The sequence below is a fragment of the Neisseria sp. P0022.S009 genome (assembly GCF_051956675.1).
Taxonomy (GTDB): domain Bacteria; phylum Pseudomonadota; class Gammaproteobacteria; order Burkholderiales; family Neisseriaceae; genus Neisseria.
The window spans coordinates 428,103-441,488 of the sequence record NZ_JBQCXE010000001.1 but is presented as its reverse complement, the minus strand read 5'-3'; the positions used below and the strand labels follow the sequence as shown (position 1 = coordinate 441,488).

Annotated in this window: 12 protein-coding genes; 9 read left to right on the top strand and 3 right to left on the bottom strand. The window is 48.9% G+C overall.

Annotated elements, in window-relative coordinates; translation table 11 throughout:
* A complete protein-coding gene (locus tag ACTHUG_RS02105; protein ID WP_440386061.1) occupies positions 1-429 on the bottom strand; it encodes an acyl-CoA thioesterase in 429 nt (142 codons plus the stop codon).
* 150 nt (positions 430-579) lie between these two features.
* Between ACTHUG_RS02105 and fba the strand changes: the two genes are divergently transcribed.
* Positions 580-1,644, top strand: a complete 1,065-nt coding sequence (gene fba / locus ACTHUG_RS02100; protein ID WP_003748401.1) for a class II fructose-bisphosphate aldolase — start codon at positions 580-582, stop codon at positions 1,642-1,644.
* 68 nt (positions 1,645-1,712) lie between these two features.
* Positions 1,713-2,702, top strand: coding sequence for a glycosyltransferase family 2 protein (locus ACTHUG_RS02095; RefSeq protein WP_440386060.1), 990 nt, complete (start codon positions 1,713-1,715; stop codon positions 2,700-2,702).
* Positions 2,703-2,767: 65 nt separating this feature from the next.
* On the opposite strand, the gene ACTHUG_RS02090 is transcribed toward ACTHUG_RS02095, so the two are convergent.
* The gene (locus tag ACTHUG_RS02090) at positions 2,768-4,444 is read right to left on the bottom strand and encodes a formate--tetrahydrofolate ligase (RefSeq protein ID WP_440386059.1); all 1,677 of its coding nucleotides are present in this window, start codon (positions 4,442-4,444) and stop codon (positions 2,768-2,770) included.
* Positions 4,445-4,620: 176 nt separating this feature from the next.
* Between ACTHUG_RS02090 and ACTHUG_RS02085 the strand changes: the two genes are divergently transcribed.
* Positions 4,621-5,052, top strand: a complete 432-nt coding sequence (locus ACTHUG_RS02085; protein ID WP_003680126.1) for an EamA family transporter — start codon at positions 4,621-4,623, stop codon at positions 5,050-5,052.
* A gap of 71 nt (positions 5,053-5,123) precedes the next feature.
* On the opposite strand, the gene ACTHUG_RS02080 is transcribed toward ACTHUG_RS02085, so the two are convergent.
* The gene (locus ACTHUG_RS02080) at positions 5,124-6,266 is read right to left on the bottom strand and encodes an extracellular solute-binding protein (RefSeq protein WP_070585088.1); all 1,143 of its coding nucleotides are present in this window, start codon (positions 6,264-6,266) and stop codon (positions 5,124-5,126) included.
* A 308-nt stretch (positions 6,267-6,574) separates the two neighbouring features.
* On the opposite strand from ACTHUG_RS02080, the gene rpsT reads away from it, so the two are divergent.
* From rpsT to ACTHUG_RS02050, 6 genes are all read left to right on the top strand, one after another.
* Positions 6,575-6,838 (top strand): 30S ribosomal protein S20, encoded by a 264-nt coding sequence (rpsT, locus tag ACTHUG_RS02075; RefSeq protein WP_002212556.1) that lies wholly within the window; start codon positions 6,575-6,577, stop codon positions 6,836-6,838.
* Positions 6,839-7,007: 169 nt separating this feature from the next.
* Positions 7,008-8,147, top strand: a complete 1,140-nt coding sequence (locus tag ACTHUG_RS02070; protein ID WP_440386058.1) for a phospholipase A — start codon at positions 7,008-7,010, stop codon at positions 8,145-8,147.
* Positions 8,148-8,299: 152 nt separating this feature from the next.
* Positions 8,300-8,980 (top strand): DUF502 domain-containing protein, encoded by a 681-nt coding sequence (locus ACTHUG_RS02065; protein WP_440386057.1) that lies wholly within the window; start codon positions 8,300-8,302, stop codon positions 8,978-8,980.
* A 407-nt stretch (positions 8,981-9,387) separates the two neighbouring features.
* Entirely contained in the window at positions 9,388-9,780 is a 393-nt protein-coding gene (locus tag ACTHUG_RS02060; protein WP_296116536.1) for a hypothetical protein, read from the top strand.
* A 55-nt stretch (positions 9,781-9,835) separates the two neighbouring features.
* A complete protein-coding gene (gene aspS / locus ACTHUG_RS02055) occupies positions 9,836-11,644 on the top strand; it encodes an aspartate--tRNA ligase (RefSeq protein ID WP_440386056.1) in 1,809 nt (602 codons plus the stop codon).
* A gap of 239 nt (positions 11,645-11,883) precedes the next feature.
* Entirely contained in the window at positions 11,884-13,269 is a 1,386-nt protein-coding gene (locus tag ACTHUG_RS02050; protein ID WP_440386055.1) for a PIG-L deacetylase family protein, read from the top strand.
* Positions 13,270-13,386: the final 117 nt, after the last annotated feature.

Here is a 13,386-nt window from a genome sequence, read left to right as displayed (position 1 = left end):
TCAGACGGCCTCCAATGCTGCTTTCAAGGCCGAAGGCAGACGGCAGACACGTTGTTTGCCATAGTCGAAACACACCATGCCTGTCTGCACTTTCGCCAACACAAGGCCGTCTGAAATCCTGCGGATACGGTACAGCAAAGAAAAACCCACACCGGCCACGCCTGCCGCCCCCATTTCCACCGATAGCTCATCGCCATGATGACCTTGCGCCAAATACTGTACCGCCGCATCCGCCATAATCAGGCCAGCCCCGCCGGCATCCATTTCACTCCAACCCAGCGTCGCCAGCCAACGCATCCGCACTTCATGGCACAAACGCAACACTGCATCGTTCGCCAGATGACCGCCATAGTTCACATCGCCCACCTGAACCGTCAAGGCCGTCTGAAACAAAGGCTTATCACACTCGGTCACCGAAATCCTATCCATTTTGCACACCCGTTTTCAATACTCTGCCATTATAAACCGAGACCCTGTTCGTTAATATATAAAAACAATGTAGCAGCTTGTAGTTTTTCATGGCAAAAAACATTATAATTTATCGGATAAATTTACCCTTCACTACTTCAGGAGCTTCTCATGGCACTCGTATCCATGCGCCAACTGTTGGACCATGCCGCCGAAAACAGCTACGGTCTGCCCGCATTCAACGTTAACAACCTCGAACAAATGCGCGCCATTATGGAGGCGGCCGACCAAGTCAACGCCCCCGTTATCGTTCAAGCATCCGCAGGCGCACGCAAATACGCAGGTGCCCCATTCCTACGCCATCTGATTTTGGCCGCAGTCGAAGAATTCCCACACATCCCCGTCGTGATGCACCAAGACCACGGTGCATCGCCCGATGTATGCCAACGCTCTATCCAACTGGGTTTCTCCTCCGTGATGATGGACGGCTCGCTGCTCGAAGACGGCAAAACTCCGTCCACCTACGAATACAACGTCAACGCCACCCGTACCGTGGTTAACTTCTCCCACGCCTGCGGCGTGTCCGTTGAAGGCGAAATCGGCGTATTGGGCAACCTCGAAACCGGCGAAGCCGGCGAAGAAGACGGCGTAGGCGCAGTGGGCAAACTTTCCCACGACCAAATGCTGACCAGCGTTGAAGATGCCGTACGTTTCGTTAAAGATACCGGCGTTGACGCATTGGCTATCGCCGTCGGCACCAGCCACGGCGCATACAAATTCACTCGTCCGCCCACAGGCGACGTATTGCGTATCGACCGCATCAAAGAAATCCACCAAGCCCTGCCCAACACCCACATCGTGATGCACGGCTCCAGCTCCGTTCCGCAAGAATGGCTGAAAGTCATCAACGAATACGGCGGCAAAATCGGTGAAACCTACGGCGTACCCGTAGAAGAAATCGTCGAAGGCATCAAACACGGCGTGCGCAAAGTCAACATCGACACCGACTTGCGCCTCGCCTCTACCGGCGCCATCCGTCGCTTCATGGCAGAAAATCCGTCCGAATTCGACCCGCGCAAATACTTGAGCAAAACCGTCGAAGCCATGAAACAAATCTGTCTTGACCGCTACCTCGCATTCGGTTGCGAAGGCCAAGCCGACAAAATCAAACCGATTTCTTTGGAAAAAATGGCAACCAAATACGCCAAAGGCGAATTGAACCAAATCATCAAATAATCTGTACATCGGATTGATACTAAGGCCGTCTGAAAACTTGGCAATAAGGTTTCAGACGGCCTTGGCTTTTGGAAACTTATAGTAAAATCCCCCCGCCGACTACCCATCAAAACACATCGAAAGCAAACATGAAACTCGCCGTTATTTTGCCGGCCTATTGTGCCGAAGCTTATTTGCCCGAATGCTTGGATTCGGTATTGAATCAAACATTCCGCGACTTTTTCGTCATCGCCGTCAACGATGCCTCAAAAGACAAAACCGGCGAAATCCTCGAGGCTTACGCAGCCAGAGATTCACGTTTGCAGGTTTTCCACCTTCCGGAAAACAGGGGCGAGCCGTTTGTCTGCCAATTTGCCATGGATATGCTCAAAGATGTAGAGGTTGAATACGTGGCGCGGATGGACGCGGACGATATTTGCACCCTGGATCGTTTTGAAAAACAAATTCAGTTTTTAGACAGCCATCCCGAAATCGATATTGTCGGCAGCCAAGCCACCATCTTTTTCGACGACCAAACCGGAAGAGAACCCGTTTTAAGCGATCTGCCCCTGCTCGACAAAGATATTAAAGCCTTTTTCTCCAGGGCCGCTCAAAATATGTTCAACCCCACCACCATGTGGCGGCACGACAGCATTAAAAACCTCGGAATAAACTACACCGCAACGGAAACCGCACCCGATTTCCATATGTGGGTGCAATGCGCCCTACATGGCAAAACCTTTGCCAACCTGCCCGAACCTTTGTTGTTTTACAGGATACACCAAACTCAAGAAAGCAAAAAAAGAGATAAAATCAACAGATCCGTCCAATACACCATGGAGTTGTGGATCAGTCATCTCTTCCCTGATTTGAACGCGACGGAAGTAACGCTCTTAAGCCGCATCTTGTATGAAAAGCAACTGCGCTTGACCACCGAAGAGCTGAAAACCATTTTTGCCGCCTATGACAGAATCAGCAAAGACCGCAGCATTTCATTGTTTGGCGAAGACCGCAATACCATGTTCGACATGATAGACAAGTTCTTCAATTTCTTAAAAAGTCAGTTAAAATTCACTTAAATCATAAAAGGCCGTCTGAAACCCAAGTTTCAGACGGCCTTTGTCTATTTCAAGATCAATCTAAATCAGAACAAGCCGTGAATCACGCCGTCTGCGTCCACATCGATTTTCTCGGCGGCCGGAACTTTCGGCAGACCCGGCATTTTCATCATATTGCCGCACAACGCAACGATGAAGCCTGCGCCTGCGGAAACAGTAATACCGCGCACGGTAATGCGGAAGCCTTCGGGGCAGCCCAACAGTTTGGCGTTGTCGCTCAAAGAGTATTGGGTTTTCGCCATGCAGATCGGCATTTTGTCCAAGCCCAGTTTTTCCAGTGAAGCGATTTCGGCAGACGCTTCCGCGCTGAAATCGACGTCTTCCGCGCCGTACACTTTTTGGGCAATCGCACGGATTTTGTCTTTAATGCTCAACTCAACATCGTAGGCAAAATTGAAGTTATTCGGTTGATTTTCGATGGCGTTAACGACTTTGTGCGCCAAGTCTGCACCACCCGCGCCGCCTTTGCCCCATACTTCAGTTAGGGAAACTTCAACGCCGTGTTCCGCGCAGGCTTTTTCAATCATGGCCAACTCGGCATCGGAGTCGGACACGAAGCGGTTGATAGCAACCACCACAGGCAGGCCGAATACGTTTTTCAGGTTGGAAATGTGTTTCAGCAGATTAGGCAGGCCTTTTGCCAAAGCGTCGAGGTTTTCTTCGCCGAGATTGACACGTTCCACGCCGCCGTTGTATTTCAAAGCGCGGACAGTAGCCACGACAACAGCCGCATCAGGTTTCAAATCCGCCAGACGGCATTTGATGTCACAGAATTTTTCCGCACCCAAATCCGCGCCGAAGCCTGCTTCGGTTACCGCATAATCGGCAAGGTGTTTCGCCAGACGGGTGGCGGTAACGGAGTTGCAACCGTGGGCGATGTTGGCAAACGGGCCGCCGTGTACAAAGGCAGGCGTGCCTTCGATGGTTTGTACCAAGTTAGGCTTAATCGCATCTTTGAGCAATGCCGCCATCGCGCCATTCGCTTTCAAATCTTTGGCGTAAACAGGGCTGCCGTCTTTGGCATAGGCGACGAGGATGTTGCCCAAACGCTCTTTCAAATCGCTGATGTCTTTAGCAAGACAGAATACCGCCATCACTTCGGACGCAACGGTAATATCGAAACCGTCGGGACGCATCACGCCGTCAACAGGTTTGCCCATGCCGTCGATGATGTTGCGCAACTGACGGTCGTTCATATCGACCACACGACGCCACAGCACGCGTTTCGGATCGATGTTCAACTCGTTGCCTTGATAGATGTGGTTGTCGAGCATGGCGGCGAGCAAGTTATTCGCCGCGCCGATGGCGTGGAAGTCGCCGGTAAAGTGCAGGTTGATGTCTTCCATCGGCAAAACTTGGGCATAGCCGCCGCCTGCTGCACCGCCTTTAACACCAAACACCGGACCCAAAGAAGGCTCGCGCAGGGCGATAACAGAATCTTTGCCGATATGGCGCAAAGCATCCGCCAAACCGATGGTTACGGTGGTTTTACCCTCACCCGCAGGAGTCGGATTAATGGCGGTAACCAAAATCAGACGGCCTTGTTTTTGCGGCAGCTTGAATGCTTCGGCAGGATTGATTTTGGCTTTGTAATGACCGTAGGGCTCGATGTTGTCAACGTTCAAACCCAGCTTGGCGGCAATTTCACCAATCGGGCGCATGGTGGAAGACTGGGCAATTTCAGCATCGGTTTTGAAGCTCATGATTTTCCTTTATTGAGTGAGGGAAGGCCGTCTGAAACAATCTCAAGAGACGGCTGGAAGAAAAAGAATATTCGTTCTATTATAACGTTTTCCAAGAATAAACCGCAGTGAAAATTTCGATATTTCATCAACAAGCGGATTCATATTGTCAACAATTTGAAACAAAGGAATAAAACATGAGCAGCAACGCATGGCTGTTTTGGGCATTGGCATCGGCAGGCTTCGCCTCATTGACCGCCATTTTCGCCAAAATGGGTTTACAAGGCATAGATTCAGATTTCGCCACCTTTATCCGCACCTTGGTCATCCTCGCCGCTTTGGTATTGTTTTTAACCTACACAGGCAAATGGCAGGGTGTGAACGGCTTTACCGGCCGCAACTGGACATTCCTCATCCTATCCGGCCTCGCCACCGGTGCTTCTTGGCTCGCCTACTTCAAAGCCCTGCAATTGGGCAACGCCTCGCAAGTCGCCCCCGTCGACAAATTCAGCCTGGTCTTGGTCGCCCTGATGGCCGTCGTATTCTTAGATGAACGCCCAAGTACACAGGAATGGATAGGTTTAGGCCTGGTAACCGCAGGCGTATTGACTTTGGCTTTGAAACGATAAAGATTGGGACAAAAAGGCCGTCTGAAAAATTTCAGACGGCCTTTGCTTTGCTTCAAACAATCAGCTCACAATTAATTTGAACCGACTTTAATTTTTTGCCACAAGTTGACAGACAGTTTTTTCGCATCTGCGCTCATTTGAGGCATCACGAAACCGTCTTTCATGTCTTGCTCGTTCGGGAAAATAGAGCGAGTGTTCACCAGCTCGGCAGGCATTTTTTCGCGTGCAGGTTTGCTGGCCGGCGCGAAGGTTACGGCGATACCGTTTTTCGCAGCCACTTCGGGATCAAGCGTGTAGTTGATGTATTTATGGGCATTGGCGATGTTTTTCGCATCGGCCGGAATCAGCCAAGATTCAATCCAGAAGCCCATGCCTTTCGGAGTCAACACTTCGACGCCGACATTGTTTTTCACTTCTTCAGAACGCGCTTTGGCCAAGTTCAAGTCGCCGCCGTTACCTGCCGCCAAGCAGATATCGCCGCGCGCCAGTTCGTCAATGATGGAAGGGCTGAAACGTTTTACATCAGGACGGATAGACTTCAACACTTCCGCCGCCGCTTTCAAATCTTCAGGATTCGAGCCTTTAGGATCTTTACCCAAGTAGTTCAACAAGATTGGGAACATTTCACTCGGGGTATCCCACAAAGCGATGCCGCAAGATTTCAGCTTGTTGGTGTATTCAGGTTTGAACAGCAAATCCCAGCCGTTTTCAGGCAATTTTCCGCCCAAAAGCTCCTTGCCCTTCGCCGTAATCGCGATCGTATTCACACCTGAGAAGTATGGAACGGCGTATTGATTGCCCGGGTCGGCGGTTTCCAACATCTTCAGCAATTCAGGGTCGATGTTTTTGTAGTTCGGAATCAGGTCCTTATTGATTTTTTGGTATGCGCCCGCCTCAATTTGGCGCGGCAGGAAGGCAATACCTGGCACAACCAAGTCGTAGCCGGATTTGCCGGTCAGCATTTTGGCTTCCAGCGTTTCGTTGTTTTCATACAAATCGTAAGTCAGCTTCAAATTGTTGGCTTTTTTGAAGTCTTCGACTGTACTTTCGTCAACGTAGTTTGACCAGTTGTAGATATTCAGAGTATCGGTGGCGGCTGCTTCGGCATTGGCAGCAGGCGCGCTGCCTGCTTGAGGTTGCTCGGCTTTTTTCTCGCCACCGCCGCACGCGGCCAAAGACAATGCGGCCAATACGGCTAACACAGATTTTTTCATACGGGCAGATTCCTGATGAAAGAGTGGTTAATGTCAATAAATAAGAAACCCTGCACCCCATAAACACCCCGGCGCAGAGTTAGGCTATTGTAATGGAAACGTAAGCAAACGCAAAGCAATATCCATCTGATTTTTATTGAAATAAGGCAAAGCAACACCATCTTTTTACCAAAAGCGTTGCACCGGCTGTCGTTTTTGGGCAAAATACGGCTGATTTGCGCGCGTTTATAGAGAAAAAGCTTGCATACAAGGAAATCTGTCTTTAAAATTGCGCGTTTACAGAATTTATTTTTCAGGAGATATTCAATATGGCAAACAGCGCACAAGCCCGCAAACGTGCCCGCCAGTCGGTTAAACAACGCGCCCACAACGCCAGCCTGCGTACTGCATTCCGTACCGCTGTGAAAAAAGTGTTGAAAGCAGTTGAAGCCGGCGACAAAGCTGCTGCTCAAGCAGTTTACCAAGAATCCGTTAAAGTCATCGACCGTATCGCTGACAAAGGCGTATTCCACAAAAACAAAGCAGCCCGTCACAAAAGCCGTCTGTCTGCTAAAGTAAAAGCTTTGGCTTAATACTGACGCAGATGCCGAAAATCCTGACAATCAAAACAGGATGAATCGAGCTGATACGATGCCCCTGAGGTCCTGCCTTTCAGGGGCATTGCCGTATTCACAACCCAAACCGACTAAATAAACCTATTTACCCCCTCATCAGGCCGTCTGAAAAACAACGGAAACTCTCATGAACAAGATGTTGAAACATTCCCTAAGTATCGGATTCATTGCCGCTGCCCCGCTGGCCGCCGCCGATACCGCCCTACACTGCACCACCATTCAAGACAACGCCACCCGTTTGGCGTGTTACGACAACATCTACTCGGCGCAACTCCCCCCTCAATCCCCACTGCCGCAAGTACAAACCGAAACGGCCAAAACACCGGTTGACCTCGAAAAAAGCGTGCGCAAGAGCATTGAGAAAAAAGAAGCGGCCATTGTATTCGACAATCCTACCCACCCGAATATTTCAGACGACGTATTAAGCGAAACTGCCGACAGCTACACGCCTTTAAGCCTGATGTACGATTTGGATAAAAACGATACGCGCGGCCTATTGAGCGTACGCGAGCACAACCCTATGTACCTCATGCCCGTTTGGTACAACAGCAGCCCCAACTATTACCCTGAATCCCCTAGCCGCGGCGTAACCACGCAGGAAAAATTCAGCGAGCAAAAACGCCTCGAAACCAAAATGCAGGTTTCCTTCAAAAGCAAGATTGCCGAAGATTTATTCAAAACCCGTGCCGACGTATGGTTTGGCTACACCCAAAAATCCGACTGGCAAATCTTCAACCAAGGCCGTAAATCCGCTCCGTTCCGCAATACCGACTACGAACCCGAAATCTTCATTACCCAACCCGTTAAAGCAGACCTGCCTTTCGGCGGCAAACTGCGCATGGTCGGCGCAGGTTTTGTTCACCAGTCCAACGGTCAAAGCCGCCCGGAATCGCGCTCATGGAACCGGGTTTACGCCATGGCCGGCATGGAATGGGGCAAGCTGACCGTCATCCCTAGAGTTTGGATGCGCGCCTTCGACCAAAAAGGAGAGGACGATGACAATCCAGACATCAACAAATACATGGGTTACGGCGACTTGAAAGTCCAATACCGCTTCAATGACAAACAAAATGTTTATTCCGTCCTGCGTTACAATCCGAAAAGCGGACGCGGCGCCGTTGAAGCGGCCTATACTTTCCCCATCAAAGGCAAACTCAAAGGCGTTGTCCGCGGCTTCCACGGCTACGGAGAAAGCCTGATTGACTACAACCACAAACAAAACGGCATCGGCTTCGGCCTGATGTTCAACGACTGGGACGGCATCTAAATGACTCCATATTGTTTCAGACGGCCTTTGTAACCAAGGCGGCCGTCTGAAACAATAAGACAAAACAAGCCATTCGTTTAAAATACTCGTTTCCTAGCGTCCAAACGCGTATAATGCAAAGTTTGGGCAAAACTTGCCGGAATGAAACAAAGATGACAGAAGCCGCAGCCGAAAGCGGAAAAATCGCCAAGGCTTTAAAGAAATACTTGATTACAGGCGTGCTGGTTTGGTTGCCGATTGCCGTAACCATCTGGGCGATGAGCTACATCATCTCCGCCGCCGACAGACTGATCAACCTATTACCGGAAAGCTGGCAGCCCCAGCATTTCTGGGGGTTTAACATTCCCGGCTTGGGCATCGTCGCCGCCACAGTCGTCTTGTTCGTTACCGGCGTATTTGCCGCCAACGTATTGGGCAAACGGATTCTCGGCGCATGGGACAGCCTTTTAGGACGCATTCCCGTCGTCAAATCCATCTACTCCAGCGTTAAAAAAGTTTCCGAATCCCTGCTCTCCGACAGCAGCCGCTCGTTCAAAACCCCCGTACTGGTTCCCTTTCCGCAACCGGGCATTTGGACGATAGCCTTTGTTTCCGGCCATATTCCCGCCAAACTCAAAGGCAGCCTGCCGCAAGATGACGACTATATTTCTGTTTACGTCCCAACCACGCCCAACCCGACCGGCGGCTATTACATCATGGTGAAAAAAAGCGACGTGCGCGAGCTGGACATGAGCGTGGATCAGGCATTGAAATATGTAATTTCACTGGGCATGGTGATGCCGGATGAAATACAAATTAAAACCATCCAAGATAAAAAAACTGATAGTTTATAGCACTTATTAATCAAATTCTTAACAACAGAATAATGCATAAATATCTATTAATCATAATATTTAGCCTATCCCAAAAAATATAACCACTAAGGAATTACCACAAAGCTCGCACTTACTAATTCATAATGACTGGCAACCTACACAGACTGCGAACTTACTAGAAGTATCTAAATATGATTGAATGTAATAGTAATTTTGCGATTTTTTGGAAACGTAGTTATTATAAAGCGGAGAACTGCGCGGTAACTGGAATAGCTCCCTGCATATTTAATTTCAAAGATATTTAGGAAATACTTTAAGCATGGTTACACAAGGCAAAGAGAATGACTCACACAGCCATGCCAATATCATTACCACAGCACTAATCCGTAAATAAATCTCCTCACATTTTACTCACAGGAATAATCATGAAACGGGAAATACTATCTATTATTTTTCTAGCTACATATAGCTCACTAGCATTTTCATCAGGGGAGCTTTCATGCAAAAAAATCATACCCATTAATGTAACAGAGGGTTGGAAAAGGAATTGTACTTATCATGGCTCATCTATAAATGAAGCTTATCAAGAATATCGCAATCTAACTCAAAATCTAGGCGAGGCCCCAAACATTCTTCCAAATAAAAATCGTCGATATAAAACTTCTAGAAATGAAGTAGAAATTAATATTAATTGGAAAAATAAGAATCATGTGTTTGTAGCACAGACTTATCCCGAAGCCGAAAACTCAGGAATGGAAGTAGGCTTTAAAAAAATTAAAAATGTGATTCAAATTACAGAAATTGGTTGGACACCATAATTACCAATTTCTTATTTATAAATTAAACACTTCAATATATAAACAAGGAAATAATATGCGTACCAACTATTGCGGCCTTATCAGCGAGCAATACTTAGACCAAACCGTTACCGTCAAAGGCTGGGTACACCGCCGACGCGACCACGGCGGTGTGATTTTTATCGACCTGCGCGACCGCGAAGGCATCGTTCAAGTCGTGATTGACCCTGACACTCCGGAAGCATTTGCCGCTGCCGACTCTTCCCGCAACGAATATGTTTTGAGCATTACCGGCCGCGTACGCAACCGTCCTGAAGGTACGACCAACGACAAAATGATTTCCGGCAAAATCGAAATCCTTGCCAAAGAAATCGAAGTGTTGAACGCCGCTGCTACGCCTCCGTTCCAAATTGACGATGAAAACATCAGCGAAAACGTGCGTCTGACCAACCGCGTTATCGACTTGCGCCGTCCTACCATGCAACGCAACCTGCGCCTGCGTTATCAAGTGGCCATGGGCGTTCGCCGTTATCTGGACGCGCAAGGCTTCATCGACATCGAAACCCCGATGCTGACCCGCTCCACTCCGGAAGGCGCGCGCGACTACCTCGTACCGAGCCGCGTTCATCCGGGCGAATTCTTCGCGCTGCCGCAATCTCCGCAATTGTTCAAACAATTGCTGATGGTGGCCGGTTTCGACCGTTACTACCAAATTACCAAATGTTTCCGTGACGAAGACTTGCGTGCCGACCGTCAACCTGAATTTACTCAAATCGACTTGGAAACCTCGTTCTTGAACGAGGATGAAATCATGGACATCACCGAAGGCATGGCTAAACAAGTCTTCAAAGACGCATTGGGCGTGGATTTGGGCGATTTCCCACGCATGCCTTACTCTGAAGCCATGTTCTACTACGGCTCTGACAAACCGGACATGCGCATCAACTTGAAATTTACCGAGTTGACCGACCTGATGAAAACGGAAGAATTCAAAGTTTTCCGTGGCGCAGCCGACATGAAAGGCGGTCGCGTGGTCGCTCTGCGCGTACCGAACGGCGCGAAATTCAGCCGCAAAGAAATCGATGAATACACTAAATTTGTCGGCATCTACGGCGCGAAAGGTCTGGCATACATCAAAGTAAACGATGTCAGCAACCTTTCCAACGGCGAAGAAAGCGGCCTGCAATCTCCAATCGTGAAATTCCTGTCTGAAAACGCCCTGAAAGAAATCATCGAGCGTACCGGCGCACAAAACGGCGACATCATCTTCTTCGGCGCGGACAAAGCCAAAGTCGTGAACGAAGCCATCGGCGCATTGCGTATTAAAGTCGGCTTGGAACACGGCAAGGACAACGGCTACTTCGTAGACGAATGGAAACCTTTATGGGTTGTCGATTTCCCAATGTTCGAATACGACGAAGAAGCCGACCGCTACGTTGCCGTACACCATCCGTTTACCGCGCCAAAAGAAGGTCATGAAGACCTGATGGTTTCCGACCCTGCAAACTGCCTGGCCCGTGCCTACGACATGGTATTGAACGGCTGGGAAATCGGCGGCGGCTCTATCCGTATCCACCGCGCAGACGTACAAGAGAAAGTGTTTGCCGCACTGAAAATCAGCCCTGAAGAGCAACAAGAGAAATTCGGTTTCCTCTTGGACAACCTGAAATTCGGTGCGCCTCCTCACGGCGGCCTTGCATTCGGCCTCGACCGTCTGGTTACCCTGATGACCGGTGCCGAATCTATCCGCGACGTGATTGCCTTCCCAAAAACACAACGTGCACAATGTCTGCTGACCAATGCACCTAATGTGGTCGACGACAAACAACTTCGCGAGTTAAGCCTACGTCTGCGTCAGAAAGCAGTTGAAACAAAAGAAGCATAATTTACCGGCTTAACCTTTAAAATATCAAGGCCGTCTGAAAAATTTGAAATTTCTTTCAAATTTTTCAGACGGCCTTTCTGTATTTTAGTCGTTTATATATAATCAACTTATAAACTGTTTTATTTTAAACGTTCACTTCAATGACGTTAGAGTATAAAAAACAACCGTTTGTAAGAAAAACAAACAAATAAGCTCCACAAGCACTATCATGACTGTTACAACAATAAAGGAACCCAACAATGTTTCTAATACTGACGGGGCTGATACTGACTTTTTTTGTTTTGTTGTTTATTATTACTTCAATTATTCATAAAAAACAGTTTGCCTATAACACACACCAAGACTATAACTATCCCTCCCTTCCCTCTACCGCACATGCAACCCTCAAAGGCGGCAGCCTGACCTTGCCCGACACTGTCAGCGGACAGGATACCGTCATTGCCAAAATCCGTATCAAGTCCAACTGGATGGGACTATTGTTCTTGCCTTTTGTCGAAACCATTTCATCCAAAGGCAAATGGAAGCAATATTTCGAATACGGCGCAAAAGGCGTGCGCTATATCAATCTGAGCGACACCTTCTCCGACAGCGACAAAACTGTCCGTTTGGAAGGCAAATACCTGACTTTGGCCGATCAAGAAATCGAACTTTCCGTTTATCCGCGTGAAAACCTTGACGGCAAAAAAATCCTTGTCCTCGCGCCCCATGCCGACGATGCCGAACTCAGCGCATACGGTTTGTACGAAAAACACGCCGCCAATTCAATGATCTGCACCTTAACCGCCAGCGAAGGCGGCAGCTTCCACTATGGCAATCTTTACGGTCAATGCGACTGCGACACTCAGGCCCAATATCTGCAAAAAGGCCGGATGCGCGTTTGGAACAGCCTGACCGTCCCCCTTTTGGCCGGCGTGCCGTCTGAAAACATCCTGCAACTGGGCTACTTCGACAGCACATTGACCGCCATGCGCCAAAATCCGGAAAAAGAGATTAAATCGACCAAAATCGATACGGCCGACGTCGATATTTTCCGCCATGCCAATACCTCCCCATTGGCGCAACAACTCAAGCCCGGCTCAACCTGGAACAGCTTGGTAGACAATCTCGGCTACCTGATAGAAACATTCCAGCCGGACATTATCGTGTCGCCTTCCCCAAATATTGACACGCATCCCGACCACCAACACACAACGCTGGCCGCCATCGAAGCCCTGCGTAAAATCGATTACCGCCGCGGCAATCTGTTTTTGCACACCATCCATTATCTGAGCGACGACTTTCCAATCGGCAAAGTAGGCTCTTCCTTCAGCCTGCCGCCGCTTGCCGAACAGCCGTTTTACTTCCAAAGCATCTATTCCCATCCTTTGGACAAAGAGGAGCAAAACCGCAAACTCCTTGCCCTTGACGCCATGAACGACATCCGCCCCAATTCAGACGGCTATATGCGCTGGAGCACCATGATATTCAAAGGCCTAAACAAACTGCGGCACCACGTCCTCCATATCGACAAAGACTTGGTCAACCGCTTTGTCCGCAGCAACGAATTCTTCTATAGTGTCCCCATTACCGACCTGTACCAAGAAGAAACGCTGAAAAAAATTACCTATCAGGGCAAAGCCCAATAAACCATAAAGGCCGTCTGAAAAGATGTTTCAGACGGCCTTTATCACACCCAATCAAAACAACAAAATCACCGCATTACAAACGAAAAACACCAAGCCCAAATCCAAACGCGACAACCC